The sequence below is a fragment of the Acinetobacter sp. YH12068_T genome (assembly GCF_024606005.1).
In the GTDB taxonomy this organism is placed as follows: domain Bacteria; phylum Pseudomonadota; class Gammaproteobacteria; order Pseudomonadales; family Moraxellaceae; genus Acinetobacter; species Acinetobacter amyesii.
Window position 1 is genome coordinate 220,735 of sequence record NZ_CP094555.1, and the last position, 26,108, is coordinate 246,842.

Genomic DNA, 26,108 nt, shown 5'->3' on the forward strand with positions numbered 1-26,108 from the left:
AGAACAAGATAAAAGATATTTTATGAATCAAAAGCTTGGTTTTTACTGTTTTATATAATCTTAGCTTTGTTTTTAAATGATTTAATTGATCAAAATAAGAAAAAAAGGGGATATACAGGGCGGTAAAATCGATTAAAATCGGCGCTAAATTTTACTCAACCCAATCCACGATCGATCCGATGTGGGGACTAAACATGATTCAATTTTATAAAAAAGCAATTTTAAGTATTTTAGTGACCCTAGGTACAATCCCTGCATTTGCAGAACAAACTGAACAAGCCACAACTGCACAAGGGAATTGGTCTGGAAGTCTGGGCGTGGTAAACAAATATGTGTACCGTGCGAGTGAAGAAAATGATCAAGCGGCATTACAAGCCGGACTTGAATATGCACACAACAGTGGGCTGTTCGCGGGCTATTGGGGTTCTACACTCAACTATGATCCTACGGACGACAGTCAGTCGCATGGTTTTGAACATGATTTCTATGTCGGATATGGACGTGAACTGAATGAAGATTGGAGCTATAAGTCACAAGTGATGGCTTATGTCTATCAAGGTGGAGGTTCTGTTTATAACGACGACCGATCTGAAAAGCGTCGCACGACAGGCGTCGAATTTATTCAGGACATAAGTTATAAAGATTTAACTGCAAGCATGGCTGTATTGTTGTCTGATGTTAATTATGGCAACGCAGGCGATGTATATCTGAATGCTGCTTATAGCTATGCATTACCTTATGATGTTTCATTAAATTCATCGCTTGGTGTTTCTGTTTTTAATGACAGTCGTGATGACAGCCTATTAACAACCACAGAAGATGTGGTGTTTACTGAAGCACGTTTGGGCTTGAGTAAACCGATTGCAGATACTGGATTTGAAATTGCTGCTGACTATGTATGGGGCGGTAAAGATCGTGAAGGCGAGCAATTAGACGATAACGTTGTAGTTGGATTGACCTATTCTTTCTAACATTAACGAGTTGACTGTATTTGGTCATATTCTTGAAAGTGCATAATGGTGATTGTGCACTTTTTTTATGCATTTTTGAGATCGGTGTTGAAAAAATATACTCAAAAAAGCGCATTTTTAAAATCCTGTTACAACTATCAACCTGAAGATTTAAATAATCTAAATAGATGAAAATCTGCATTCTAAAATAAATTAAAGAGAAAAAAGGCCAAATAGGATAATTAAAAAATAATAAATAAAAACAGTAATATATTGGTTTTTTATAAACCAAAATGGTGACTTTTATAAAAAAAATATGCGCTTATTTTTAAACATGGCACAGCGCTTGCTAATACCTCATTGAGTTCAATGAAATAACCAAAAAATACGTCGTCGCACGATGTGGGGGAACAAACCATGAAATTTGCACTTAAAGCTTTATCAATCGCTGTACTAGGAACAGCATCGATGTTTACTTTTGCTGAAGCACCTGCTTCTGAGCATTCTGTATCCGGAAATATCGGCGTACTGTCTAGCTATAATTTACGTGGTATTACCAATGTGCCTGAAAATAGCGGCGCAACTATTCAAGGTGGTTTGGACTATAGCCATGCGTCAGGCTTCTATGCAGGTTACTGGGGTTCAACTTTAGATTATGCACTTGGTGAAGAAGGGCGTGATTCTTTTGAACATGACTTTTATGCAGGTTATAACGGCAAAATTACTGAAGATTTAGGTTATACCGTCGGTGGTACGTATTATTACTACTATGAATCGGATGTTGATTCAGATGGTTTCGAAACACTTTTAGGATTGAACTACAAAGACTTTAGCGTAACTGCGCAAACCTTAACGCAAAATACGACTTGGGGTAACAAGGGCGATACGTATATCTTAGGTAGCTACAGCTATGCATTGCCAAAAGATTTTACGCTAAATACTTCATTGGGCCTATATGCATATGGTGATGATGACGAATTTGTAGAAACCACTGAAGACTTTGGCTTCCGTCATTTTACAGCAGGTTTAAGTCATCCATTGGGTGACACTGGTGCGAGCGTAAATATGGATTATATCGTGGGTGGTTATGACCGTCTGGATGAAAAACAAAAGAATAAAGTCGTATTTGGCTTGAAATACGAATTCTAATTTTAAAAAGCATTAAAAATGGCGACCTAGGGTCGCCATTTTTTTAAGCATTGAGTTGGCTTCGATAAGACAGCGCTTCAGATACGTGTTGAGCTTGAATGTGTTCACTTTGAGCCAAGTCGGCAATGGTTCTGGCAACACGTAATACCCGATGATAAGCACGCGCAGATAAATTCATTCGTTGCTGTGCTAACTGTAAAATATTCTGCGCAGTAGCATCCAAAACCGCTTGTTGTTCCAATTGCGTCGGCGTGAGTGCCATATTGGATTTTTGCTGACGTTCTATTTGTAACGCATAAGCTTGTATAACACGATGCCTAACCGCACTTGAACTTTCAACCTCTTGCGAACTTTGTAATTCATGCGCTGCCAGTGGCGGGACATCAATATGTAAGTCAATTCGATCTAATAATGGACCTGAAATACGGTTTTGATAGCGTTTAATACTTTCAGCACTACATTGACAGCGGCTGTCTTGGTTAAAGGCATAGCCACATGGGCAAGGATTCATCGCCGCAATTAGTTGAAAATTTGCAGGGAAGGTGATTTGACGAGAAGCCCGTGAAATCACAATTTCCTTGGATTCGAGTGGTTGCCGTAACACCTCCAACACCTTTCGATCAAATTCAGGCAGCTCATCTAAAAATAAAACTCCTAAATGTGCCAAGGTGATTTCACCCGGTTTAGGATTTGATCCTCCACCGACGAGGGCAATCGCAGATGCGGTATGGTGTGGCGCACGAAATGGACGCTGCCCAAAATGATGATTTGCACCTGCAATGGAATAAATACTCGCGACTTGCAAATTTTCTTGCATATCTAAGGGGGGCAGAATACTGGGTAAACGCGAGGCGAGTAGCGTTTTGCCTGTGCCTGGTGGGCCCCGAAATAGTAGAGAATGACCGCCAGCCGCGGCAATTTCTAAAGCACGACGTGGTCTGAGTTGACCTTTCACATCAGATAAATCAAAAGGGTAACTGTGTTGATTGGCTGACGATGTCGAGGGATGGCTACTGATTAAGGCCGAACGACTCAAATGTTCACATACATCCTTAAGATGCTGTGCAGGAAAAACTTGGAACTCCGGCAGTTGCGCCGCTTCATCGGCATTGAGTGCCGGTAGAATCAGATGATGCCCGATATGCTGACAGGCAATGGCTATGCTTAAGATGCCACTGACAGGTCGTAAATAACCATCAAGTGCTAATTCTCCAATAAATTCAAAACCATCTGCTGCATTTTCAGGAAGTTGTCCCGACGCGATCAGAATCCCTAAAGCAATGGCGAGATCTAAACGTGAACCATCTTTCGGTAAATCTGCGGGTGCAAGATTAATGGTCAGACGTTTGGTTGGGAACTGAAAGCCGCTATTAATAATCGCAGAGCGGACACGGTCTTTACTTTCACGGACGGCGGCCTCAGGTAGGCCAACAATGGTCAATGAAGGCAGACCTTGGCTGACATGGACTTCAACTTCAATTTGGGGTGCATTTAAGCCGAGCAAACCCCGAGTATAGATTTTGGCAAAAGACATATTATTGTTCCGTTATGGTGCATTATTTTTAATCGTTATGCGTCTTTTGTTGCACTAAAAAGGTGCTTATTTTTTGTTCTGAATTTTTTGTTCGAGTTCTTCGACGTGTTTCAACAATTCATTTAAACGTAAATTGGCATTATTCAGTGCAGTACGTTGGCGTTCGATTTCTTCTTTCGACACGAGATCCATTTTGCTCACAGCTTCATTGAGTAAGCTGCGAAGATTATGTTCGACGTCTTTTTTCGGCTGATCGATTTGTTCTAATATCGCTTGTAATAAGGTTTCAATCATTGTTTGGACCATCCTCAGTGAATTGGTGGCAGCAGTTTAACATCGCCACATTCATGACCATAGTGCTTTCATTTAAATATGCGTTTAATCGATCAGTAAAATCGTAATTCTTCTAGTAAAAACGTCTATTTTTATAAGCATACGCAAGATTATCCGTATAAAATAGGTTATAAAGAAATCTCATGCTGGGCTGACTATTTTCCCCCGACTGTAGTCATATTGGCATGAAAATTGAACATAAAACCTTACAGGTGAAATAAGCCGAAGGAAAACAAAACATGAAGCTCGTAACTGCAATTGTAAAACCTTTTAAATTAGATGACGTGCGTGAAGCACTCTCTGAAAATGGTGTTCAAGGGATCACTGTCACTGAAGTTAAAGGCTTCGGTCGCCAGAAAGGTCACACTGAACTTTATCGTGGTGCTGAATATGTGGTTGATTTCTTACCAAAAGTAAAAATCGAAATCGCAATCAGTGATGAAATGGTCGATACCGTAATTGAATCAATTACTCGTGTTGCAAGCACAGGAAAAATTGGCGACGGTAAAATTTTTGTAAGCAATCTGGAACAAGTCATCCGTATCCGTACTGGTGAAACAGGTGCAGATGCCGTTTAAAAAATTGGCATGAAGTTTGCTGAGTAGCTAATAACTCAGAAAATCAGGTCGGGGGATACGAATGAAAAAGATGCTAATTGCACTCGGCTTGTCCAGTGCACTTTTAGGTGGTTCTGTTGCGTGGGCTGAAGAAAGCGCAACAGCACCTACAGAAGAAGTCACAGTAGTTGATACTGCAAATACAACAACGCTAAATACAACAGAAGCTGCAGTTCCAGTTGAAGCAGCGCCAGCACCTGCAGAAGAAGAGCCTAAGCTCGATACAGGTGATACAGCATGGATTTTAGTGTCCACTGCACTTGTTTTACTCATGACAATTCCCGGTTTAGCATTATTTTACGGCGGTATGGTCCGTAAGAAAAATGTACTCAGCACCATGGCACACAGTTTCGTTGCGGCAGGTGTCGTGAGCTTAACGTGGGTGATTGTGGGTTATACCTTAGCATTTGGTGAAGGTAATGCCTTTATCGGTAGCTTAGACAAATTTATGTTGTCGGGCATCACCACAGAAGCTTTGTCCGGTACGATTCCAGAGATTCTTTTTGTTATTTTCCAAATGACATTTGCCATCATTACCGTTGCCATTATTAGCGGTTCGATTGCAGAACGTATGAAATTCGGTGCTTTCGTTGCCTTCATCGCAATTTGGAGCGTCGTGGTTTATGCACCAATTACCCACTGGGTATGGGGCGGTGGTTGGTTAGGTAACGACGGTGCGCTTGATTTTGCGGGTGGTACGGTTGTTCACATCAACTCGGGTGTTGCGGGTCTCGTTGCAGCGTACATGCTTGGTAAACGTATGGGGCTTGGTCGTGAATCTATGGCGCCACATAACCTAACTTTAACCGTCATCGGTGCAAGCCTTGTATGGGTAGGTTGGTTCGGTTTCAACGGTGGCTCTGCACTAGGTGCAAATGGTTCAGCTGGTTATGCATTGGTGGTAACACAAGTTGCAGCAGCGGCAGCAGCAGTGGCATGGTTAATTACTGAAAAAGTGGTTCGTGGTAAAGCGTCTGTCTTGGGCGGTGCTTCTGGTGCGGTAGCTGGTCTTGTGGTGATTACACCTGCGGCAGGTTTCGTAACAGTTGGCGGCGCTCTAGCGATGGGTCTGATCGGTGGTGTGGTTTGCTTCTGGGGTATTACTGCGCTGAAACGTGCGTTGAAAGCGGATGACTCTTTGGATGCGTTTGGTCTACATGGTGTCGGTGGTATCGTGGGTGCGATCCTTACAGCATTCTTTGCCAGCGAATTCATCATGGGTGATAAAGCACCGAGCAACTTAATGCATCAATTATGGGTTCAAGTCGAAGGTGTACTAGCGACCATCGCTTACTCAGCAGTGATGACATTCATTATCTTGAAAGTGATTGATCTAGTGATTGGCATCCGTGTTGAAGCTGATGACGAACGAATGGGTCTAGACTTAAGTCAACATGGTGAACGTGTAGAATAATAAGATTTCAGTAAATCAATATATTGTGTAAAACAGCCCAAAAGGGCTGTTTTTTTTCCATATCTAGCGTAAAGCTCTACAAATTTCAAAAATTTTGCTACACTCTAAATCCATTCGGATTTGTTCAATTTAACCGCTATGCATTGTCCATTTTGCAACGCTGAAGACAGTAAAGTGATTGACTCACGTCTTGCTGCTGAAGGCTGTCAGATACGCCGCCGCCGTGAATGTATTAGTTGCGGTGAACGTTTTACAACTTTTGAAAGCTATGAAGTGGTGATGCCGCGTGTCATCAAGTCTGATTCAAAGAGCGAACCTTTTGATGAGGCCAAGCTCCGCCGCTCGCTGATGCATGCCTTGCAAAAGCGTCCAGTAACGCAAGAGCAAATTGAAACGGTACTCAGTGATATTCAATTGCAAATTCGCCGTTTGGGTGAACGTGACGTGAAATCACGCACCATTGGTGAAATTGTCATGCAGTCTTTGTTTGCTTTAGATCATGTGGCTTATGTGCGTTTTGCTTCTGTGTATCAAGACTTCCAAGATGTAGAAGCTTTTCGTCGTCAAATTGAACAAATGCAGCAGCGTGAGCACTAATGCACATCTGCTTCCATTTTTATCATGAGTGATTACATGTCTGAGTTAGATCAAGTGACGTTGCAGCAGCATCAACAGTGGATGCGGCGTGCAATTGCATTGGCACAGCAGGGGCAATACAGCACGCGTCCTAACCCCAATGTAGGCTGTGTGATTGTCAAAGACGGTCAATTGGTTGGTGAGGGCTTTCATCCCAAAGCGGGTCAGCCGCATGCAGAAGTCTTTGCAATGCGTGATGCGGGTGAGGCCGCACGTGGCGCAACCGCTTATGTGACTTTGGAGCCTTGTGCACACTATGGACGTACGCCACCTTGTGCCAAAGGTTTGGTGGAAGCAGGTGTTGCTCAAGTCGTTGTGGCCTGTCCCGATCCCAATCCATTGGTTGCGGGTAAAGGTGTACAAATCCTACGTGATGCTGGCATTGACGTGATCACAGGTATTTGTGAAGCAGAAGCGCATCAATTGAACTCGGGCTTTTTAAAAGCCATGGCGACGGGCATGCCTTATGTCCGCCTCAAAGTTGCATCAAGCCTTGATGGGCGTACGGCCATGGCCTCGGGTGAGTCTAAGTGGATTACGGGTGCAATGGCGCGACAAGATGTACAACATTGGCGTGCGATATCAGGTGCCGTAATCACTGGGATTGAGACTGTATTAGCCGATGATTGCTTACTCAACGTACGTCAGCTCGATGAGGCTGTTGACATGCATAACGTGGTTCAGCCGAAACGTATCGTGCTAGATCGCCAAGGCCGCTTGCCATTAACTGCAAAAATATTGCAGCAACCTGAAACCGTGATGGTCATGGGGCCATATCGTCAGGAACTTGCTGACTTGGGCGTGGTACAATTTGAAATTCAGCCATTGGCCGATCTGTTAGCAGTCTGTGTTCAACAGTTCCAAATTTATGATGTCCTTGTGGAAGCTGGTGCGACACTTTCGACCGCTTTCTTACAAGAACATTTGATCGATGAAATGATCAGTTATGTTGCACCGACCTTGTTGGGTCAGTCAGCACGTGCGATGTTTAATGCGGAATTTGACCGCATGGCAGAGCAGCTTCGATTTAAGCTGAAAGATGTCACTCAATTGGGTGATGACATTCGCTTAAGGTTAATCCCTTCTCAAGAGACGCTATGAATTCAGAGTCTACGGTTTATCACAAACGTCGTCATGCGGCTCGTACCACAGACGAATATCTTTTCCATCAATTGGTTCCTTATTTGGGAAACAAACGCCGTCTATTACATCTGATTTTAGAAGCACTTGAGCAAACGGGAACCTTAAAACGCGAAGATGGTCGTGCGCCGATATTTGCTGACTTTTTTGCAGGTTCGGGTGTGGTATCACGGTTGGCTCGTCAAAACGGCTATCGTGTTATTGCCAATGACTGGGAACCCTACAGCCATGCTTTGAACAGCGCGATTCTCTCTTGTGTTGAAGCACCGGCGTTTAAAGAGTTGGGTGGCTATCAGAAAGCCATTGATTATCTGAACCGTTTGCCAGAAGTTAAAGGTTGGGTGACCCATAACTTGTGTCCACGTAATGATGAAATCTACGATCCGGCACGTGACCGTTTATTCTTTAAACGCCGTAACGGTATGCGTATCGATGCGATTCGTCAGCAAATTGCAACTTGGCAAGCTCAAGGCGCGATTGATGATGTGGAAATGAGTGCTTTGTTAGCGCCGTTATTGTATTCAGCAAGTTTTGTCAGTAATACCAGCGGTGTATTTAAAAGCTTCCATCATGGTTGGGGCGGTAAAACCCAAGCGGCCTTGGATCGTATCGGTTCTTTGTTATGGCTGACCCCAAGTCGTTTTTGTGAAATTGGTGATCCGAAAAAACCCGCCGCTGAAATGTGGTGTGTCGACGCACAGCATTTGGCTAATCAAATGAGTGGCTTTGAAGTGGATGTGGCTTATCTCGATCCACCATATAACCAGCACGCTTACAGCAGTAACTACCATGTGTTGAATGCCTTAACGTTATGGGATCAGGTGGATTTACCAACACCAGACACCAAAGGCTTTAAGAGCGGAATCGACCGTGCATGGCGTAAAGAACGTCCAAGTCCGTATAATTCTTCGAAGCATGCGAAAGAAGCTTATGAAAAATTATTAGAAACCATCAATGCACGTTACATCCTGACGAGCTATTCAACCGATGGTAATATCAGCGCCACAGATTTGTTACAAGCCAATTTAAAACGTGGCCGAGTAAGCTTATTGACGCAAGATGTACCACGTTACCGCGTGAGTAAGCAGCGTCAGTCTGAACGTGCACGCGTACTAGAGTTTATTGTCATCACGGATACGCATGCCAAATCAGGTCCACCAATCCGTCAGTTGTTGAGTCAATTGCACCATTTTGCAGAATTAGGTGGTGTCGATACCTCTGGCGTGAGCACGCAACTTGATTTGTGGTAAAAATCATCGCCCCATATTTTTCAGGGATTGAACATGTTTACAGGCATTATTGAAAGTCTAGGTAAAGTTGAAAGCATTCAAAACGTGGGTGGCGATGTCCGCTTGCGTATCCAGACAGATTTAGACATGTCGGATGTGCATTTGGGGGACTCGATTGCCACCAATGGCATTTGCTTAACCGTGATTGACTTTGGTAGCAATTGGTATGCAGCCGATGTTTCACGTGAAAGTTTAAATCGGACCACTTTGGAACACTGGAAAGCAGGGCAGGCAGTAAATGTGGAAAAAGCCATGTTGCCGACCACGCGTTTTGGTGGACATATTGTCAGTGGTCATGTCGATGCAGTGGGTGAAATCACTCAAGTTCGTTCAGATGCACGTTCAATTTATTTTGAAGTGACAGCACCGAAAGAAATTGCACGCTATTTAGCGGAAAAAGGCTCTGTGACCGTGGATGGTATTAGCCTGACAATTAACCATTTACGTGGCAATGTGCTGAGCTTAAATTTAATTCCGCACACGGCTGAACGAACCAATATCGGTACGTGGAAAGCTGGGGCGAAAGTGAACTTGGAAGTGGATGTTTTAGCACGTTATATTGAGCGTTTATTGCTCGGCGATAAAGCCGCTGAGACCACAGCGCAATCTAAAATTAGCTTAGATTTTCTCGCTGAAAATGGCTTCTTGAAATAAGTTGATACCGAAGAAAACCAAACAGTCTGATTGAAAAATTAGACTGTTTTTTTATTTTTGGTGATAATGCGTCGCGGAATGACATATATGATGAATAATCAGACAGGTGATAATGATTGATTTCTTACTGAATCTGGAACAGTGGTTACCCATGTTATTGGAAAATTATGGTGTGTGGATTTATGCCATTTTATTTCTGGTGATATTTTCAGAAACGGGTTCAGTATTTATGTTTTTCCTGCCAGGAGACAGCCTGTTGCTTGCCATCGGCGCATTATGCTCAACGACGGAAGTGGTGCATTTACACACTATGGGGCTGCTGTTATTTGTCGCATCGGTCTTGGGCTACTGCGTCAATTACTACACGGGCAGCGTGCTAGGCATTAAGTACTTTAATAAGCACACACGTTACTTTAAGCCCGAATATATGGTCAAAACCAATAAATATTTTATGAAGCATGGTGGTAAAACGATTTTAGTCGCACGCTTTGTACCCTTTGTACGTTCTTTTGCGCCTTTTGCTGCTGGGTCTGCACGCATGAACCTTGGCACATTTATGTTCTATAACGTGCTAGGTGGTTTCATCTGGATTGGATTATTACTCGGTATCGGTTATTTCCTAGGACATACCGTTTCTGCAGTTGCAGATTTGGTCTAAGCCAAACTTAGACATAAAAAAAGCCCACAGTTGTGGGCTTTTTTTATGGAGTAGATGACCACTTAGTGTTTTGTAACGGTCACTACATCAAGGGTTTGAAAAATCGAGCTGTGGGGCGGTTGCTGAATGCTAAAACCACCTTTTTCTGATTCACGGCTGAGATAAACCGAAATACTGTGAAAGTCTGAATGACTCAGCCAAAGATCTTTGGCACGAATGTCCCATTGTTCTCCAGCAGATAGAGAGGATATTTTCTGGGTAATCTGGTGAATGATGTCCATATTGAATTCCCATCTGGATGCATGATTATATTTTTAGGATGCCTGAAGCATTGTGTTCTGAGGGACAATGCTTGAGCCATATGAACATCATGTTGCAAATACATGTCAGTTTAATGACAGTGACCAGATTTCGATGGACGGCTTAAGATGCTTGGGACGATGTAGATTCTGTCGAAAAATTGGAGTTTTCTAAGATATAGTCAATTTCCTCTTGTGCGGCAGCTTTCAATTTTGCACGGAAATCACTGACTGCCATTTCGATTTGCGTTTCTGCCTCAAGTTCCAAGCGCACGCGTACACTTTCAAGTTCTGACAACATTTGTCCTTCGCTGACCGATAAGCTTTGGCTTAATCCCGCTAAACCCGTTTCAGGATTTTTATGATAGCGAGCGGCATAGTGTTGTACTTCACGATTAAGATTATGCTGCATCATGGTGAGCGCTTGCGTTTGTACAGCAAAGCGTAACTCTTCGTCACGTTTCAGTTGTTCTGCATAGGCCTGTTCAGCTTCACGTTTTTCTTCTAAGGCTTTTTCTAAAGCCAGTTGTTTACGTATACGAGCATCTTCTATCAACTGTGCTTTTAAATCTGCATAGGCAGACTCAATTTTGTCAAAAGACACTTGCTGCTGCTGTTGGTCATTGACCAGCCATTGTTGAATGTCTGTACTGGGATTGAGTACATCGCAAACGCGACCAAGGTCATCAATAAAGGTCTGACGAATAGCTTCAGGTACTTTTAACCAGCGCTGTTTAAAGTCTGGACCGACATTCAATGCCATGGTGCATCTCCTTGCAAATAGGGTAAAACCAATATCACGTTAAAGTTTATGGGTCTGTGGTTGAACGCCCAAACGTCGATATTGTTTATATTTTTCACGCCCGGTAATTTTAGCGGGTTCGTTATTTTCAATAATTTCGATAATGTGACTAAAACTTGCGAACTGTTCAAGTGCTTGAACGTTAAAATTAAACACAATCCAGTCGGCTTGCTCAGGCAATTGGGCAGAAATACAGACCGTTGCCTCGGGTTGATCGATACCATGGGGAATGAAACCTGTGTGATCGAAACTCCACAGGCGTTCATCAAGTTGTTGCTGTAAGTCTGGGTCAGCACAATGTAGCCAAATACGTACAGGCTGACGCAGGATCTTACGGCATAAACGACAAGTGCTTTCGACTTGTCGTTCAGGACTTTTTTCAAATAAATAAAAGCTAACTTTAGCCATTCGCTTGAGCACGATTCGCTAAGAATTGCATTAATAATGGTACAGGACGACCTGTTGCGCCTTTATTTGCACCAGAGTTCCATGCAGTCCCAGCAATGTCTAAATGCGCCCAACGGTATTCACGCGTAAAGCGTTGAAGGAAACATGCAGCGGTCACAGAGCCTGCTTTTGGACCACCAATGTTGGCAATATCTGCAAATGGAGAATCAAGTTGTTCTTGATAATCTTCAATCACTGGCATGCGCCATACGCGGTCAAAGCTATGTTGACCCGCAGCAGTCAATTCAGCCGCAAGTTCATCATCAGGGGTGAACATACCGGTAAGGACTGAACCTAATGCCACAACACATGCACCAGTGAGGGTTGCAATATCAATCACCAGTGCAGGGTTAAAGCGTTTTACATAGGTCAAGGTATCGCACAGAACCAAACGACCTTCGGCATCGGTATTTAAAATTTCAACGGTTTGACCGCTCATGGTTGTCACGATGTCGCCCGGGCGAGTGGCATGACCAGACGGCATGTTTTCTGCAGCAGCAATTGCGCCGACCACATGAATCGGCAATTTCGCTTCACACAGCGCACGGATGGTACCCAAAACTGATGCAGAACCGCACATGTCGAATTTCATTTCGTCCATGCCTGCACCCGGTTTAAGTGAGATACCACCAGTATCAAAAGTCACGCCTTTACCAACAAGCACTACAGGGGCTTCTTCACGATTTGAAAGGTATTCGATGGTAATAATACGGCCTGGACGGTCAGAACCTTTACTCACAGCAAGGAAAGCACCCATACCGAGATCAGCCATTTGCTGTTCATCGAGTACAGTCACTTTGAGTTGATCTGGGAATTCAGCTGCAAGTGCTTGAGCTTGTTCGGCTAAATATTCAGGGAAACAGATATTGCCCGGACGGTTACCTAAGTCACGAGTAAAACTTTGACCTGATTGCACTGCAGAAATTAATTCAAGCTGTGCAGTGGTTAATGGACTTTCAGCAGCGATTAAATGGATCTGCTCCAAAACAAATTCATTTTTCTTAGACTTGTATTCATCAAATGCATAAGCCGCTTGGGTCAGGCTAAGTGCAAATAAATAATGTTGTTCTTGTGGTAGGGCAGAGATATCGACACTGATCTGTTTGAATTTTTTTTGTGACGCTTTAATAATGGTTTGTGCAATTTTTGCAAATTTATTGACCTGTAATTCAGCAACTTTGCCGAGGCCTAAAAGTGTGCTGTTACGACAAGCGGCAATGTTCGCCACCAAAGGCAGGCTTTCATTGAGTGCTGCTTTAAATTGAGTCGCGTCAATTAAATTATCTAAATCATTGATTTGATATGAAGTAGCTGCATTTGTAACGTGCTCAGAATCTACTAATATCAATAAATATTGGCTGGACGCATTCGCTTGGAATGACGTATTAATAGAAAGTTTCATGTGCGGTATTTATGCCTTTTTAAATTTATAAACCATTAAACCATTGAAACATTTATATGAATAGAGTTTCAATGAGCAACAAGGGTATAGGTTTTATATTTTCTACATTCGGGTAAACTAACGCTAGTTTTTATTGGCCCTATTTTTGGAAGAATTAATTTGATTATTCGGCGTTATCTGGTCAAGCAAGTGGTGTCGACATCACTGGTTGTGATTGCCTTATTGACCTTGATCATGATGGGTGGTCGGTTGATCAAGTACTTTGGTGTGGCGGCACAGGGTCGTTTAGATGCAAGTATTTTATTTAGCATCATTGGCTACCGTTTGCCTGAGTTTTTAACCTTAATTCTTCCGCTCGGTTTTTTTATTGGTCTGATGTTGGTCTTTGGTCGTCTGTATGTCGATCATGAAATGGCTGTGCTCAATGGTAGTGGTGTCAGTCGAAATCAATTGTCACGTTTATTGGTGCCGATGACTGTGGTCTTTATGGCTGTTCAAGCATTTTTGATGCTGTGGGCTTCGCCTTGGGGCATCCGTCAGTTTGAAGCATTAACGACTTCGCAAGCGGTACGAACAGGCTTTGACTTGGTTCGACCAAAAGAGTTTATTTCCTCTGGGCCCTATACCATTTATGCAGGGGACTTGTCAGAAGACCGTAAAAACTTAAAAGATATTTTCTTTTATCAGCGTGCAGAAAAGGAGGGTAAGCCTGATGTCATTATTTTGGCAAAAGAAGCGACCCGCGTCGAAGTGCCAGATGACAATGCCAATGTCGTTGATTTAGTTGAAGGCCGCCGTTACGAAATCTATCCAGGGCAACCGCGTTATTCTCAAGCTGAATTCCAAAGTTATCGTTTACGTTTAGAAAATGATAAAGAAGCAAAATTTGAAAGTACCGAAGTAGAAGCTTTACCTACCTCGAAGTTATGGGATAACCGTAACGATCCTGTGGTTGCCAGCGAACTCGGTTGGCGGATGTTTGTGCCGTTCGCTATTTTGGTGGCGTTATTACTCGCTACCGCTTTGTCTGAAGTGAGTCCTCGTCAAGGGCGTTACCTGAAACTGTTCCCAGCTTTACTTATTTTTGCCAGTTTAATCGTAGCCTTAATGGCGATCAAAACGCGGATCAGTAAAGATGAAATGGGCATCTGGGCTTATCCACTGGTCTTAGTGATTTACGGCATTGCAGCAGCATTGTTCTCGCGTAAACAAAAATTAGCGCCCAAAATTAAGAAACAAATTCAGCGAGTGAGGTCTTAAAATGTTGGCACGTCGTATAGTTGCAAAACATGTGACCAAAACTACTGCTTTAGCCATGCTTGGTGCGACAGCGGTATTGGCTGGCTTACAAGTGCTTTTTACTTATTTAGGTGAATTGGGCTCGCTGAAAGAAGGCTATAACGCATGGAATGCTTTGCAGTATGTGTTATGGAGTTCACCGAATTATTTATATGAAATTTTACCGATTTCAGCCTTGATTGGCGCGGTACTGGGTTTAGGGACTCTAGCTTCAAACAGTGAATTGATTGTCATGCGTTCGGTCGGCATCAGCCTTTGGCGGATTGTGGGCTGGGTGATTCGTTCGGCACTCATTTTGGTGGTTTTATCCTTTGCATTAAGCGAATGGGTCATTCCCTATACTAATGAACAAGCCAAAAGCGTCAAAAGTCACCGCACTGCGGCTGAGTTGGGTGAAGTCAAAGGCTATTGGTCGCGTGAAGGTCAGCGCTTTATTTATATTGACTATGCCAATTCGCAAGGTCAAATTAAAGATGTTCAGGTTGTTGATTTTGATGAAAAATATCGTTTGCGAGGCACTTTGGATGCGGAGCAAGGGAATTTTGTCCAAAATGGTTCTTGGTCGCTACAAAATTCAACCCAAGTGGATCTATTAGCGACGGGTGATGCTGTAGCGAAGCAAAATGCTGAACAACCGCTTTCATTGGCCTTGCAACCCAAATATGTGCATATGGTTACCATTGACCCTGAAGACCTATCACCGAGTCAATTGGTGAGCTTTATGAGCTATATGCATGAATATAGCCAAGTCCCGAAAACTTACCAATTGGCGTTTTGGCAAAAGTTTGGTTCGCCCTTTGCTTTAATTGCCTTGGTGGTAATTGCGTGTTCATTTATTTTTGGACCTTTACGTCAACAGTCGATGGGTTTCCGCTTGGTGATTGCCTTATTTGCTGGACTGGGCTTTTACTACTTACAAGATTTCTTAGGTTATGCAAGTTTGGTGTACGCACCATCGCCTGCATGGTTCGTCTTTATACCAATTATTTTGATGTTTGTAGCGGGTGGCTATCTGCTGCACCGCGCACGTTAACTGCATGCAAGATTGAGTAAAACAATGTTGATGACCTAGATAAACCATGGTTGTCACATAGAGTCTTCACCGAAAATTCGGTAAGATAGTATGATTAATTTATAAACGAAAGAGTGTTCATTATGACGGATGCAACTGCTGGCAAAATCCCACACGTATTGGTAATTATGGATGGTGTGGGTCATCGCGAAGCGGTCGAGGACAATGCCTTTTTAGCAGCAAAACGACCTAACTTGACTGCAATGCAGGAAAAGCATCCGCATGGATTGATTTCAGGCTCTGGCGAAGACGTTGGTTTACCTGATGGACAAATGGGTAACTCTGAAGTGGGCCACATGAACCTTGGTGCAGGACGTGTGCTGTATCAAGACTTTACTCGTATTACCAAAGATATTCGTACCGGTGCATTCTTTGAACATGATGTTTTAGTTGATGCGGTTGAAAAAGCCAAAGCTGCCAATGGTGCAGTGCACATCATGGGCTTGTTGTCTGAAGGTGGTGTGCATTCACATGAAGATCACATTGTCGCGATGGCTGAATTGGCATTAAAACGCGGTGCAAAAGTTTATCTTCATGCATTCCTTGATGGTCGTGATACACCGCCAAAAAGCGCACAACCTTCGCTTGAAAAGTTAGATGCGCTGTTTGCTCAGTATCCGGGTCAAGGTCGTATTGCCACCATGATTGGTCGCTACTTTGCAATGGATCGTGACAACCGTTGGGATCGTATTGAGCAAGCCTATCGTCTTTTAACTGAAGGTGAAGCTGTGCGTACAGCAGCGACTGCTGTTGAAGGTTTAGAGCAGGCTTATGCTGCTGAAGAATCAGATGAATTTGTGAAAGCGACGCGTATTGGTGATTTAGCACCGATTCAAGATGGTGATAGCGTTGTCTTTATGAACTTCCGTGCTGACCGTGCGCGTGAAATTACCAAAGCATTTGTGGAAAAAGATTTTGCAGGTTTTGAACGTAAAGTGGTTCCCGCTTTATCAAAATTTGTCATGTTGACACGTTACCAAGCGACAATTGATGCACCTGTGGCCTATATGCCAGAAGCGTTGCATAACTCGATTGGTGAATACCTGTCTAATTTGGGTAAAACACAACTGCGTATTGCTGAAACTGAAAAATATGCACACGTGACTTTCTTCTTCAGTGGTGGTCGTGAAGATGAATATCCGGGTGAAAAACGTATTTTAATTCCATCACCAAACGTTGCGACTTATGACTTAAAACCAGAAATGAGTGCTTATGAAGTCACTGATGAGTTGGTTGCCGCAATTAACTCAGGTGAGTACGACTTACTGGTTGTGAACTATGCCAATGGTGATATGGTTGGCCATACTGGTGTGTTTGATGCAGCAGTCAAAGCAGTTGAGGCCGTAGACACGTGCTTAGGTCGTGTATATGAAGCTGTGATGGCAAATAAAGGTCACATGCTCGTGACCGCCGATCATGGTAACGTAGAGCAAATGCAGGATTACCAAAGTGGTCAGGTGCATACTCAACATACCACTGAACTTGTGCCATTTATCTATGTTGGTCCGACCAATGCAACAATTGCAGAAGGTGGTGTTTTGGCTGACGTAGCGCCGACACTGTTAACGCTTATGCACATTCCTGTACCAACAGAAATGCAAGGTCGTAACTTGATTACTCTTGAAGCTTAAAATGTAAGGAAGCATGAATGACTAAAGCACACTGGACGTCAGTTGTAAGCCTTACAGCCTTGCTGCTGTGTTTTAGTCATTCGACATGGGGAGCCGACAAAGCAAAGTCGGCTTTCGATGAATTTGATGGCAGCTATGAACAAAGTTATGCCGAAGTACCTGTCGAATCGATCCAACAATTTGTTCAAATCTATGGCATTGTCAAAGAAAATTATGTAGTTGAAAAAAATGACGATGCATTATTCCAACAAGCCATCAAAGGCATGGTCAGTGGTTTAGACCGCTATTCACGATATCTTTCACCTGAAGATTATAAGCAGCTTTTGCAATACACTGAAGGGGATATTGCGAGTGTCGATTTCAATTTGCGCTTTGATGCAGGTCTACAGCAATGGGTCATCACCAATTTAAAGCCTGATGCAGATTCTGCAAAGCTAGGTCTGAAAAATGGCGCGGCGGTGTTTAAAATTGATGATCAAGAACTCAAAAAACTCAATCAAGATCAAGTGCGACACCTGCTTACCGGCAGTATAGGCTCGACGCTGAATCTACAGCTGATAACTGCAAGTCAACCGGTCAATTTGGTCAGAAACACTAAAGTTGAAACAGATATAGAATCTAAATTATTAAATAATCAGGTTTTAGTTTTACACGTTAAAGTTTTTCAACAAGATACAGCCAATGAAATTAAGCGTTTAATTGAAAGTCATGGTTCACGTGTCAAAGCTGTATTGTTTGATTTAAGAAATAACCCCGGCGGGTTATTGTCCGCAGCAGTGGAGTCTGCCGATTTATTTTTGAATCAGGGCATTATTGTGTCGACTCGAAGTCGATCTGAGGGTGACCAACAGTTTCAGGCTTTACCGAGTTTTGAATTTCAAAATATGAAAGTTGGTATTTTAATCAACAATCGTTCTGCTTCTGCCGCAGAGGTCTTTACCGCAGCATTAAAAGAGCATAAACGTGCATGGGTAGCGGGTGAGAAAAGTTATGGTAAAGGTGTGGTTCAAAAACTATTTCCATTGAGTAATGGTGCAGCTTTACAAATGACGGTGTCGCAATATCTGACACCGAATGGCAAAATGATTGAAGGAATTGGGGTGCAGCCAGACTATAACTATCCGCTGCAACATGATGCACGTGAAGATCACTATGTCGATCATGTTGCAGAGTTATTGCTGAATCAAAAATAAACAGCAATACGCTGGAAAACTTTTACTCTTCGTCTTCGGTATCTAAGCCGAATTTTTTCAAACGATAGCGCAATGAACGGAATGACATACCTAATTTTTTGGCGGCAAGTGTTCTGTTCCAGTGGGTGAGATTCAACGCATTCATGAGCACTTCTTTTTCGATATTTTCTAAAAAGAGTTCTAAACCTTCTTCAGGTAGTTTACGAGGAACCACACTCTGTTCGTTGCTGTTTGCAGCAAGCTGTGCAGAATCATTCGTTGTTGGAGCGGAATTGAACTGAGTACTCGGTTGTCTTAATGGCGCACTTTGCAGATGTTGAAGATCAATTTGCTCATCATCGCAGAGGGTCATGGCACGTTCGATAATATTGCGGAGTTCACGGACATTACCCGGATAATATTGGTTGAGTAGGAAGTTTTTCGCTCGTTCAGTCAGAGGCTTAGTGGCAATTTCCCATTCATGGCTAATTTTTTGAATAAAATGTTGTGCCAATAAGAGGATATCTTCGCCACGTTCACGTAAGGCAGGCAACACTAAATCCATCACATGGATACGGAAGAATAAATCTTGGCGGAATCGACCTTGTTGGACGAGAGCTTCTAAGTCCTGATGACTGGCACTGATCACACGGAAATCAACATCAATTTCACAGTCTGAACCTACAGGACGAATACGTTTTTCCTGTACTGCCCGTAGCAATTTAACTTGCATGGCTAAAGGTAGTTCGGCAATTTCGTCCAGAAATAAGCTACCGCCATGTGCAGATTGAATCAGACCTTGCTTGTCTTGGGTGGCACCACTAAAGCTGCCTTTTTTATGGCCAAAAAGTTCACTTTCCATTAACTCGGTCGGAATTGCCCCACAGTTAATAGCAATAAAGGGCCCTTCATTACGGTTGCTTAAACGGTGAACCAGATTGGCTACGACCTCTTTACCCGTACCAGATTCACCCGTAATAAAAACTGGTGCTTGTGAACGTGCAATTTTCTTTAATGTTCGACGCAATTGCTGGATTGGAAGTGATTCACCAATCAACATTTTATGTTCTAAAGCATCTTGCGAAGTAATGTCTTCGGCCAAAGGCTTATTCAGGGCTTTTTGTAGCAGTTGTTCAAGATGTTTTGGATTGATCGGTTTGCTGACAAAATCGAATGCTCCCGCCTTTAATGCGGCAATGGCAATGTCCATGTTGCCATAGGCTGTTAGCACAGCAACAGGCAGGGCAGGACAGTGTTCATTCATCCAATCTAAGAGCTGTAGACCATTACCATCGGGTAAGTTGAGATCGGTTAGACAGGCATCGTAGCTATAGGTAGACAAGGCTTTTTTAGCTTCATCGAGGCGATGTGCAACATGCGTTTTAACCCCCATCCTTGATAAAGACATTTGCATCAGCATACATAAGTCTTCTTCGTCATCAACTAATAATACCAGTGGTTGTGAATCCACAGTTTTCCCCTAAAAACAATTAAATAACAGCTTGTAAGCACTCAATCCTAAAGCAAGCTCCCTGTTTTTGTTCTACATAGGAAAGCTGTGCTTGATTCGCTTCACAGAAGCTATGAGCAAGATATAATCCTAAACCAGTTCCGGTAATTTCGGTACTAAAAAATGGTTGAAATAACTGTGCGCGGTTTTGTAAAGCAACCCCATGACCGAAATCTCGGACATCGATCTGGACTTTTTTCTGATCCGTACGCGCCACCACTTCGATATACGACATGTCCGGATTGTTATGGCGAATCGCATTACGAATCAGGTTGATTAAAATTTGTCTGAACTGTGCCTCATCAAAATCGATAAAGGTTTTGGCTTGTACATTGAGTCGAATGTTCTGTTGAATGTCTGCCAGATCTTCTTGAAGGAACAACGGTAAAAATTGTTCTAGATTTAGACGAGTCGGATGGGTTTCCTTATTGCGCACCATATTTAGGGTGTCTTGAATAATTCGGTCAATCCGCACTGCTTGACGTGAAATCATATGATTCAACATGTGCTGTTGTTCGGTATCACTTTGCGGATATAAATCATTGGCATGCACAATTGCGGCTAAAGGATTGCGAATTTCGTGGGCAATACTGGCGGAGAGTTGACCTAAAGCGGCTAATTTTAGTTGTTGCACTTGCTGATTGAGTTTTTGTGCATCTTGTAAAATCAGCAAGGTCAGCATTTGATGCGGCACAACGAGTTTTTGTACCAGTACCTGAATGTGGTATTGGCTTTGTTGGGATTCAAATTGGAATTTTTCACCGCTTTTTAAATCTTCAAATTTGAGTAATTCAAATAAATCGGGCTGCGTGGTATACAGTGGATATTGATCATGATGATAAAAATTTGGCATGCCGAGTAAATGGCAAGCAGCAGGATTACTCAGCACCACATGACAGTTTTCATCCAACACCAAATAGCCCGTATCAATCTGCTCCAAGATATAGCGGTTAATGTTTTGTAGCCGATGGAGCTCTAAGGATTGCGAAAAATTCAGATTTTCCAATAACTGGAAACGTTTCACGGCAATTTGCGCACTGCCATACACTACACAAAATAAAAAAGCCAAAATCGCACTGTTGGTTAAATTTTTGAGTGAGGTAAATTCAAGAATTGAACCTAAAAACAGTTGATACACCACGCAAATCACAGCGATGAGGGTAATGACCAAAGCTTTTTGGGCATCTAATAATAGGGACGCTGCAAAAATCGTAATCACAAACAGCAAACTCAAATGTAAATTGGGTCCATCGATGGCTAAGGTCAGTAAGCTCAGCGAAATGACATCTACAATGAATAACAGTAGTAACTGGTTTGGAATACGGACTTTGAAACGTCCAAGTGACATGAATTGAATGCTGGTAAACAGCAAATAAATCGTCAATACATATAGGTATAAACGTGGGTATTCATAATCTGAAGTGAATTGAGTGTAGGTCAGTAAAAAGACCAGTAACAGACAGGCACTGATGATAAAGCGATAAGCACTGTACCAAAGACCCAAATGATACTGGTTCAATTCACTATGAATTGAACGCTGTGTCATAAGTAACAGGATGTACGTTGTGTTAAGGTTTGATTAACCCGTAGCGAATCGCCAAGTGAGTTAGTTTGACATCACTATCAATATTCAGTTTTTCAAAAATGCGGTAACGGTAGGTATTCACTGTTTTAACACTAACGAATAATTTATCGGAAATTTCTTGTGCACTTATACAATTGACCACCATCATGGCAACTTGCATTTCACGCTCAGACAGGGCGTCAAAAGGCGATTGTTGTGTATCAGACAAATATGAGCTGGCCAGTTGTTCTGCAATGTCTGCACTGAAATATTTGCCGCCTTGCATCACTTTATTAATCGCACGGACCATTTCAGTAACTGGTGCACCTTTGGTGATATAGCCTTTGGCACCTGCTTTTAACAATAAAGACGGGTAGGGTTCTTCAGCAAGTCCACTGACGGCGAGGACTTTTGTATCTGGCGCTGTTTGAAGTAGGCGACGTGTGGTTTCTACCCCCCCGATCCCCGGCATATTGACATCTAATAAAACAACATTTGGATGGTGTTGGCGAACAAGTGTAATCGCATCTTCACCAGATTCGGCTTGTCCAATGACTTGGATATCTGCATGGTCTTCGAGCATACGGCAAATACCAGTACGGACTAATTCATGGTCATCTACCACCAAAACTGTGATCACCTACACTCTCCCTCAAATCAAAATCTGTTTTTTTTGTTACATAAAGCAAAATAAGCTTGCAATGAAACGACAAAATTAGCAATCCTATTCTTATATGAAATGAAAAACTTCATACACAATGTGTGAGCAAAAAATGTTCGTAGTTGTGACCAATGTACGGCATATTGCTGGTCTTGCGCAAATGTTTAGTATCCTGAGTTGAGTGAGCAATGGTGAAAAAATTAAATAAATCCTTCATGCACGTTTTGGGCATGTCAATTTTATTCAGTATGAGCAGTTTCAGTTCTGCTGAGATTGTGATGAATAGTGCTGCAAATCAGCAGTCAAATATTAGCTGGTCATCTGAAGATGCAAACCAGTTACTCAACGGTGACGTGTCTTATAGCGCTGAAGAGCCATCTCCTCAAGGGTCAACGAAAGTGACTACTTCTGTACGTAGTACAGGCGGCGTGGTACAGACAGCACCATCGAAAACGGTCCGTATTATTGATACCAATCAATACGCAGGACAGCCCTCTGTAAATGCGCGTGCAGCACTGGTTATGGATGGTCAAACTGGTGAAGTGCTATATAGCAAAAATAGCAATACCGCTTTACCGATTGCATCAATTACCAAACTCATGACAGCAGTAGTGATTTCAGATGCCCGATTAAACATGTCTGAAAAGATTACCTTACAACAGTCTGATTTCTCATGTTCAGGTTGTAAAAGCTCAAGTTCAACGCTGCGTGCTGGCGACAGTATGAATCGTGCAGAAGCATTGCTGTTTGCTTTGATGAAATCTGAAAACCCAGCTGCTTCGGCATTAGCACGTACTTATCCAGGTGGTCGTTCTGCATTTATTGCAGCGATGAATGCGAAAGCACGCTCATTAGGGATGAACTCGACTCATTATGTGGAATCGACTGGCTTGCACCCAGGCAATGTCGCTTCGGCACGTGACTTAGGTATTTTGGTGAATACCGCTTCGCAGTATGGTTTGATTCGTCAATTTTCAACCACACCAAGTTATGACTTTAATTTGGGCTACCGCGTATTGAAATCAAACAATACTAATGCTTTAGTGCGTAATGGTGGTTGGAATATTAATATTTCAAAAACTGGATTTATTAATGAAGCAGGGCGCTGTGTAGTGATGCATACCACATTGAATAACCGTCCAGCGGTAGTGGTGTTATTGGGTGCGGATTCTTCAGTTGCACGAACCAATGATGCGACACGTTTAATGAATTGGGCGAGCCAGTTACCAAAACGTATTTAATAAGATTTCAGATTTTTCATTCTTTCAGTATTTGGATTTACTCAACGTTTAAATGCTGAAGTGGATGCAAGATATAAAAAAAGCCCTGCAAGAGCAGGGCTTTTTTATTTAGTCAGCATATGAATTACATATTTGACAGAATTGAATCGCGAACTTGATCCATAGTTGCATCAATCGACAACATCACGGCGTCTTGGCATTGCTTGATGGCAGTGTCAGGATCTTTTAAACCGTTACCTGTTACAGTACATACGATCACAGAACCTTCAGCAATTTTACCTGCTTTAATGTCACGAATCGCACCACCGATAGACGCTGCAGAAGCAGGTTCTACGAATACACCTTCGTACATAGACAGTAGACGCTGTGCTTCTAAGATTTCAGCATCTTGGAGTTCATCGAACCAGCCTTCTGAATCGCGGACTACTGCTTTAGCATGGTTCCAGCTTTGTGGGTTACCGATACGGATTGCAGTTGCTACTGTTTCAGGGTTTTCTACAGGTGCGCCGCGTAGGAATGGTGCCGCGCCAGCAGCTTGGTAACCCACCATTGTTGGTAGACCCGCAGGTTTTGGACCTGTGAATTGATCAGTTTCAGGATCATAAACCACTTGTACAAATTCTTCTTTAGGCTGATTCGCCACAGCTTCGGTATAACCCATCCAGTGTGCTGTGATGTTACCCGCATTACCTACAGGTAGGCAGTGGTAATCTGGCGCACGACCTAATTCGTCAACGATTTCGTAAGCAATGGTTTTTTGACCTTGCAGACGGTATGGGTTGATTGAGTTTACAATCGTAACTGGTGCTTGATCTGCAACTTCTTTTACAAGACGCATACCGTCATCGAAGTTACCGTGAATTTGCATCGTTACCGCGCCATACATCATCGCTTGTGCCATTTTACCCATGGCAATTTTGCCTTCTGGGATGAGCACAAATGCTTTAATGCCTGCACGTGCAGCATAAGCAGCCGCTGCAGCAGATGTATTACCTGTAGATGCACAGATAATTGCTTTAGAGCCTTCTTCAACTGCTTTTGTTACAGCCATGGTCATACCACGGTCTTTAAATGAACCAGTCGGGTTTAAGCCCTCGTACTTCACATAAATTTCAACATTTTTGCCAATAATGCGTGGAATATTCTCAAGCTTAATCAGTGGCGTATTACCTTCGCCCAAAGAAATTGCGCGAGTAGTTGCAGATACGGGTAAACGGTCGCGATAGCGGTCAACTAAACCAGTATAACGATTGGCATTAGACATGATGATGTTCCAATTGTGTGTAGAGCTTGGCGAGAGGAACTGAAATATTCCCCTCGACCCGATTAATTATCAAGCGATTCTAAACGAATTCGTACAATTTCGCCATGAATGACAGGCAATGCTTGAATTTGTTGAAGTGCTTCATCCATTTTAGATTCTTTGACTGGATCAGTCAGAATCACGATAGGAATAAGGTCTTTTAAGCGCGGCTGTTGCATGATCGCATCGATGCTGATTCCTGCACGGCTTAAAATAGTCGTGACATCAGCAAGAACGCCAGTTTGATCTTCGGCATTAATACGGATGTAATATCCAGTGGTCATTTCTTCACGTGGAAGAATTGGTAAATCGGTCAGTGCTTCAAAAGCAAGCTGTGGAATTGTACCTGCGCCATCTTCGGTATATGAGATGTCACGGACAATATCGACAACATCAGCAACCACCGCTGATGCGGTCGGACCTGCACCTGCACCTGCGCCATAGTAAAGCGTTGGACCAACGGCATTGGCTTGAACCAACACAGCATTTTTAACGCCATTTACATTGGCAATCAGTTGGTCTTCAGGAATCAGCGTTGGATGCACACGAAGTTCAATACCCGTTGCAGCACGACGTGCAATACCTAAATGTTTAATACGGAAACCGAGGTCTTCTGCATATTTGACATCTTGCGCAGTAACTTTGCTGATGCCTTCAGTGAAGACTTTGTCAAATTGGAGTGGGATACCAAAAGCAATAGAAGCCAGCAATGTTAACTTGTGCGCCGCATCGATCCCTTCGACGTCGAATGTTGGATCTGCTTCGGCATAACCGAGTTCTTGCGCTTCTTTGAGAACGTCTGCAAAGGCACGACCTTTTTCACGCATTTCAGTCAGGATAAAGTTACCAGTACCGTTAATGATACCTGCAAGCCAGTCAATTTTATTGGCTGCCAAACCCTCACGGAGGACTTTAATAATTGGGATACCACCTGCGACAGCTGCTTCATAAGCAATCTGAACGTGATGATCATCGGCCAATTTAAATAATTCATTACCGTGTTCAGCTAATAAAGCTTTATTGGCTGTGACCACTTGTTTGCCATGAACGATTGCTTCACGAATCACTTCATACGCAGGGTGAATGCCGCCCATAACTTCAACCACAACGTCTACATCGGGTTGACGGACGATATCCAATAAATCAGCACTTTGCTTCACTGAAGCAGGCAGTTCTAAATCAGGACGAGGGCGACGCGTACCCACATGGGTAATTTCAATTTCACGACCGGTGCGACGTTTAATCTCAGCAGCATTTTCTTTTAGTAGTTTAAGGGCACCACCACCCACAGTACCAAGACCGAGGATTGCCAGACGAACTGGTTTCACGTC

Annotated in this window: 25 protein-coding genes; 14 read left to right on the forward strand and 11 right to left on the reverse strand. The window is 43.0% G+C overall.

The features are described 5' to 3' along the window. The first annotated feature begins 194 nt into the window (after positions 1-194). Positions 195-971: a TorF family putative porin gene (locus tag MST18_RS01035; RefSeq protein ID WP_180133268.1), complete on the forward strand. Its 777-nt coding sequence runs from the start codon at positions 195-197 to the stop codon at positions 969-971. Between the two features lie 396 nt (positions 972-1,367). Next, a complete protein-coding gene (locus tag MST18_RS01040) occupies positions 1,368-2,099 on the forward strand; it encodes a TorF family putative porin (RefSeq protein WP_180127000.1) in 732 nt (243 codons plus the stop codon). Between the two features lie 43 nt (positions 2,100-2,142). Here the strand turns inward: MST18_RS01040 and MST18_RS01045 are convergent, their stop codons facing one another. Continuing rightward, positions 2,143-3,633, reverse strand: coding sequence for a YifB family Mg chelatase-like AAA ATPase (locus tag MST18_RS01045; RefSeq protein ID WP_180133267.1), 1,491 nt, complete (start codon positions 3,631-3,633; stop codon positions 2,143-2,145). 66 nt (positions 3,634-3,699) lie between these two features. Beyond that, positions 3,700-3,927, reverse strand: coding sequence for an accessory factor UbiK family protein (locus MST18_RS01050; protein ID WP_078189551.1), 228 nt, complete (start codon positions 3,925-3,927; stop codon positions 3,700-3,702). Positions 3,928-4,205: 278 nt separating this feature from the next. Here MST18_RS01050 and glnK point away from each other — a divergent pair, with 278 nt between their 5' ends. The 7 genes from glnK (at position 4,206) to MST18_RS01085 (ending at position 10,374) form a co-directional block, all read left to right on the forward strand. Continuing rightward, a complete protein-coding gene (glnK, locus tag MST18_RS01055) occupies positions 4,206-4,544 on the forward strand; it encodes a P-II family nitrogen regulator (protein ID WP_067763174.1) in 339 nt (112 codons plus the stop codon). A gap of 61 nt (positions 4,545-4,605) precedes the next feature. Beyond that, positions 4,606-5,997 carry an ammonium transporter gene (locus MST18_RS01060; RefSeq protein WP_078189464.1) on the forward strand — a complete coding sequence of 464 codons (1,392 nt, stop codon included), beginning with the start codon at positions 4,606-4,608 and terminating at the stop codon, positions 5,995-5,997. A 138-nt stretch (positions 5,998-6,135) separates the two neighbouring features. Then, the gene (nrdR, locus tag MST18_RS01065) at positions 6,136-6,594 is read left to right on the forward strand and encodes a transcriptional regulator NrdR (RefSeq protein ID WP_067763170.1); all 459 of its coding nucleotides are present in this window, start codon (positions 6,136-6,138) and stop codon (positions 6,592-6,594) included. Between the two features lie 36 nt (positions 6,595-6,630). Continuing rightward, a complete protein-coding gene (ribD, locus tag MST18_RS01070; protein WP_180133266.1) occupies positions 6,631-7,734 on the forward strand; it encodes a bifunctional diaminohydroxyphosphoribosylaminopyrimidine deaminase/5-amino-6-(5-phosphoribosylamino)uracil reductase RibD in 1,104 nt (367 codons plus the stop codon). After that, a complete protein-coding gene (locus tag MST18_RS01075) occupies positions 7,731-9,023 on the forward strand; it encodes a DNA adenine methylase (RefSeq protein WP_078189462.1) in 1,293 nt (430 codons plus the stop codon). The genes ribD and MST18_RS01075 overlap by 4 nt, the downstream gene beginning before the upstream one ends. 33 nt (positions 9,024-9,056) lie before the next feature. After that, complete coding sequence (locus MST18_RS01080; RefSeq protein WP_078192598.1) at positions 9,057-9,716, forward strand: riboflavin synthase; 660 nt, start codon at positions 9,057-9,059, stop codon at positions 9,714-9,716. A gap of 112 nt (positions 9,717-9,828) precedes the next feature. Continuing rightward, positions 9,829-10,374, forward strand: a complete 546-nt coding sequence (locus MST18_RS01085) for a VTT domain-containing protein (RefSeq protein WP_078192597.1) — start codon at positions 9,829-9,831, stop codon at positions 10,372-10,374. Between the two features lie 62 nt (positions 10,375-10,436). On the opposite strand, the gene MST18_RS01090 is transcribed toward MST18_RS01085, so the two are convergent. The 4 genes from MST18_RS01090 to MST18_RS01105 all read right to left on the reverse strand — a co-directional run bounded on the left by MST18_RS01090 (position 10,437) and on the right by MST18_RS01105 (position 13,324). Beyond that, a complete protein-coding gene (locus MST18_RS01090) occupies positions 10,437-10,655 on the reverse strand; it encodes a hypothetical protein (RefSeq protein ID WP_078192596.1) in 219 nt (72 codons plus the stop codon). 142 nt (positions 10,656-10,797) lie between these two features. Then, positions 10,798-11,436 (reverse strand): hypothetical protein, encoded by a 639-nt coding sequence (locus tag MST18_RS01095; RefSeq protein ID WP_180133265.1) that lies wholly within the window; start codon positions 11,434-11,436, stop codon positions 10,798-10,800. Positions 11,437-11,475: 39 nt separating this feature from the next. Beyond that, complete coding sequence (locus MST18_RS01100) at positions 11,476-11,883, reverse strand: DNA polymerase III subunit chi (protein WP_180133264.1); 408 nt, start codon at positions 11,881-11,883, stop codon at positions 11,476-11,478. Then, complete coding sequence (locus MST18_RS01105) at positions 11,876-13,324, reverse strand: leucyl aminopeptidase (protein ID WP_180133263.1); 1,449 nt, start codon at positions 13,322-13,324, stop codon at positions 11,876-11,878. The genes MST18_RS01100 and MST18_RS01105 overlap by 8 nt, the downstream gene beginning before the upstream one ends. Before the next feature lie 159 nt (positions 13,325-13,483). Here MST18_RS01105 and lptF point away from each other — a divergent pair, with 159 nt between their 5' ends. The 4 genes from lptF (at position 13,484) to MST18_RS01125 (ending at position 18,519) form a co-directional block, all read left to right on the forward strand. Beyond that, positions 13,484-14,584, forward strand: coding sequence for an LPS export ABC transporter permease LptF (lptF, locus tag MST18_RS01110; protein ID WP_180133262.1), 1,101 nt, complete (start codon positions 13,484-13,486; stop codon positions 14,582-14,584). A gap of 1 nt (position 14,585) precedes the next feature. Further along, positions 14,586-15,656: an LPS export ABC transporter permease LptG gene (gene lptG, locus MST18_RS01115; protein WP_180077180.1), complete on the forward strand. Its 1,071-nt coding sequence runs from the start codon at positions 14,586-14,588 to the stop codon at positions 15,654-15,656. A gap of 122 nt (positions 15,657-15,778) precedes the next feature. Next, positions 15,779-17,326, forward strand: a complete 1,548-nt coding sequence (gene gpmI, locus MST18_RS01120; protein WP_180133261.1) for a 2,3-bisphosphoglycerate-independent phosphoglycerate mutase — start codon at positions 15,779-15,781, stop codon at positions 17,324-17,326. Between the two features lie 17 nt (positions 17,327-17,343). Beyond that, positions 17,344-18,519 carry a S41 family peptidase gene (locus MST18_RS01125; RefSeq protein WP_180126981.1) on the forward strand — a complete coding sequence of 392 codons (1,176 nt, stop codon included), beginning with the start codon at positions 17,344-17,346 and terminating at the stop codon, positions 18,517-18,519. Positions 18,520-18,541: 22 nt separating this feature from the next. Here the strand turns inward: MST18_RS01125 and MST18_RS01130 are convergent, their stop codons facing one another. The 3 genes from MST18_RS01130 to MST18_RS01140 are packed head-to-tail and all read right to left on the reverse strand — an operon-like array spanning position 18,542 to position 22,212. Beyond that, complete coding sequence (locus MST18_RS01130) at positions 18,542-19,969, reverse strand: sigma-54 dependent transcriptional regulator (RefSeq protein ID WP_180133260.1); 1,428 nt, start codon at positions 19,967-19,969, stop codon at positions 18,542-18,544. 19 nt (positions 19,970-19,988) lie between these two features. Continuing rightward, positions 19,989-21,554 (reverse strand): PAS domain-containing sensor histidine kinase, encoded by a 1,566-nt coding sequence (locus MST18_RS01135; protein ID WP_180133259.1) that lies wholly within the window; start codon positions 21,552-21,554, stop codon positions 19,989-19,991. Positions 21,555-21,576: 22 nt separating this feature from the next. Then, on the reverse strand, positions 21,577-22,212 hold the full coding sequence (locus MST18_RS01140) for a response regulator (protein WP_180024243.1): 636 nt from the start codon (positions 22,210-22,212) through the stop codon (positions 21,577-21,579). Positions 22,213-22,424: 212 nt separating this feature from the next. Here MST18_RS01140 and MST18_RS01145 point away from each other — a divergent pair, with 212 nt between their 5' ends. Beyond that, positions 22,425-23,474, forward strand: coding sequence for a serine hydrolase (locus MST18_RS01145; RefSeq protein ID WP_143221671.1), 1,050 nt, complete (start codon positions 22,425-22,427; stop codon positions 23,472-23,474). A 124-nt stretch (positions 23,475-23,598) separates the two neighbouring features. On the opposite strand, the gene thrC is transcribed toward MST18_RS01145, so the two are convergent. Next, positions 23,599-24,738: a threonine synthase gene (thrC, locus tag MST18_RS01150; RefSeq protein WP_078192584.1), complete on the reverse strand. Its 1,140-nt coding sequence runs from the start codon at positions 24,736-24,738 to the stop codon at positions 23,599-23,601. 62 nt (positions 24,739-24,800) lie between these two features. Next, complete coding sequence (locus MST18_RS01155; protein WP_078192857.1) at positions 24,801-26,105, reverse strand: homoserine dehydrogenase; 1,305 nt, start codon at positions 26,103-26,105, stop codon at positions 24,801-24,803. Positions 26,106-26,108: the final 3 nt, after the last annotated feature.